Source organism: Marinomonas algarum, assembly GCF_020532605.1.
GTDB lineage: Bacteria > Pseudomonadota > Gammaproteobacteria > Pseudomonadales > Marinomonadaceae > Marinomonas > Marinomonas algarum.
Map to the genome: position 1 here is coordinate 1 of NZ_JAJATW010000058.1, position 1940 is coordinate 1940.

A 1940-nucleotide genomic window follows, 5' to 3' on the forward strand; every position below is an offset into this window, starting at 1 on the left:
CCAACGGTCTTAATGAATACGATTGGTTAAAGCAGATCTTTAAAGTGCTTCCTAATGCACAAAGCCTGGCAGACATCGAAGCACTTTTGCCTTGGCATTGTAAGGACGTGGTTGGTTAGGCGCTTACAATATTCAGATAGTAAAAATATAGCTTCACTTTTACCTTTGAGTAAAGTGACTATTTGATATGGCAAGCCGGTTAAAGTGAAACTATATTTTCATTTTTATACATATAGAGAATTTATAGTTTCAATTTAAATCTTCGCCTCATATTTGATTTGTTATAACACTTTACTTACCCCTTGGGCATCAGGGCTGATTGGGCAAAGCCTTAGTTAACGCCACTTAGCCACACGCCAACCATGCCCACATGACATTTATTACTTGGGGCACTATCTACAAACTGGAACAGTTAGCTACCTGTACTCTCAAAAAATTGCATGTTCTGAGCATTTATCTGCCTATTACGTCCGTTTAACCTTTTAATACTAGTGGGGGCAAACCCTTAAGAGAACTTAACAGATCAGTGAGGCTTATTTTGAAAAAATAAAAACAATGAACGCTGCTACGCAATCACCCACAAAATCAATACACAGAGCTCGTCAGCAACAGATTTTGCGTTTGCCCGAGGTAACTTGAAAGTTAGGGAAGATGCGAATAAGTCCCGCGCATGAGACAATTCATTTTTAACCTTCGAGCCTGACCATGTCACATCAACTCACTTTTGCCGACAGTGAATTCAACAACAAGCGTCGTAAAACACGCAAAGAAATTTTCCTTTCTCGGATGGATGAATTGATGCCGTGGGATCAGCTTGAAGCAGTGATTGAGCCTTTTTACCCAAAGCCTGGGAAGGGAAGAAGACCGTATCCTCTATCAACAATGTTCCGTATCCATTGTATGCAGCATTGGTACAACATGAGCGATCCCGCTATGGAAGATGCGCTTTATGAAGTCACATCTATGCGTTTCTTCGCTGGCTTGTCGTTGGACAGTGCGATCCCTGATCACACAACCATTATGAATTTTAGGCACTTACTAGAAAAGCATAAGCTCTCCCGTCAGCTGTTCAAAGAGGTTAATAAGTGGTTGTCTAGCGCTGGAATTTATCTAAAAGAAGGCACGATTATCGATGCCACTATTATTGAAGCGGCCAGTTCAACCAAGAATAAAGCAAAATCACGCGATCCAGAGATGCACCAAACTCAAAAAGGTAAGCAATGGTTCTTCGGGCTAAAATCTCATATCGGTGTTGATGCTAGAACAGGACTAACCCACAGTCTAAGCACAACGGCGGCCAACGTACATGACATCACGGAAACAGAAAATCTGCTTCATGGTGAGGAGCGTTTTATCTCAGCGGACTCGGGTTATCGAGGCGCACAAAAACGAGAAGAGCTCAAAGACATCAAAGCCGATTGGTTGATTGCTGAAATGCCAAGCAAGGTGCGCCTTCTCAAGAAGCACCCGAGAATAAACAAGCAACCTATCCGAACGGAATACATTAAAGCCAGTATCAGGGCAAAAGTAGAGCACCCGTTTCGGATCATAAAGCGCCAGTTTGGGTTTAGGAAAGTCGTCTATCGTGGCTTAGAGAAAAATGATAACAAACTGTCGATGCTGTTTGCCTTAGCCAATGTGTTCAGAATTGACCAGATGATACGAGCCGCAAGGGGTTAATCCGTTCAAAAGCCCTTAAACAAGGCAGAATGAGCTTGTTTAGGGGCTAAAAGTACCGAAGTGAGTGACTTTTTGTGGTTTTTAACCAAATTAGGCATTCTGGGCACAATGCGAATTCTTAATCGCAGTTTCCGTAGTTGTCGCCTAAAATAATTAAGCAGCGTCTTTATGTTGCTCTGGATTTAATTCCACATCACCTATTGGCTGCCAGTTTCTTTCTGCTTTTGACCAACGCTCAGGGCGCTCTTTCCTTTTTTGCT

Annotated in this window: 2 protein-coding genes; both read left to right on the forward strand. The window is 42.4% G+C overall.

What is annotated here, in order from left to right:
- On the forward strand, window positions 1-119 hold a 119-nt coding region (locus LG368_RS15660; protein ID WP_226755541.1), incomplete at its 5' end, for a transposase domain-containing protein.
- Window positions 120-705: 586 nt separating this feature from the next.
- Window positions 706-1680, forward strand: a complete 975-nt coding sequence (locus LG368_RS15230; RefSeq protein WP_226755540.1) for an IS5 family transposase — start codon at window positions 706-708, stop codon at window positions 1678-1680.
- Window positions 1681-1940 lie beyond the last annotated feature (260 nt).

Excerpts from the sequence above, each read along its gene's own strand:
- LG368_RS15230 (WP_226755540.1), top strand. The coding sequence starts at position 706 with ATGTCACATCAACTCACTTTTGCCGACAGTGAATTCAACAACAAGCGT.